At 58.8% G+C, this 325-nt stretch carries 1 protein-coding gene; it reads right to left on the bottom strand.

The features are described from left to right. A partial coding sequence (locus tag B1728_RS35545; RefSeq protein ID WP_144028116.1) for an RNase H-like domain-containing protein occupies positions 1-283 on the bottom strand: 283 nt, incomplete at its 3' end. Positions 284-325: the final 42 nt, after the last annotated feature.

Genomic DNA, 325 nt, shown 5'->3' on the forward strand with positions numbered 1-325 from the left:
TCGCGATCCGTCCCGAGGCTTCCCGGCACTGGATGATCTCCCCCAGGGGGAAGGATGACACCACAGTCACCGGATGAGACTCGAAGTAGTGTCGCAACTTCCGCCGTGTAAGGATCACCGCGTACAACAGCTTCTGGATTTGTGGGTAGCGGATCTTGGTCTCGGATAAGACTTCACTGATGAAGTAGACCGGCCTCTGGACGGGCAATGCATGCCCTTCTTCTCGTCTTTCGACCACGATCGCGGCGCTGACCACCTGAGTGGTAGCGGCGACGTAGATCAAGAGGGCTTCTCCTGCAGCGGGGGGCACCAGGATGGGTGTGTT

It is taken from the genome of Paenibacillus sp. 32352, from assembly GCF_002042965.1.
Taxonomy (GTDB): Bacteria; Bacillota; Bacilli; order Paenibacillales; family NBRC-103111; genus Paenibacillus_S; species Paenibacillus_S vulneris.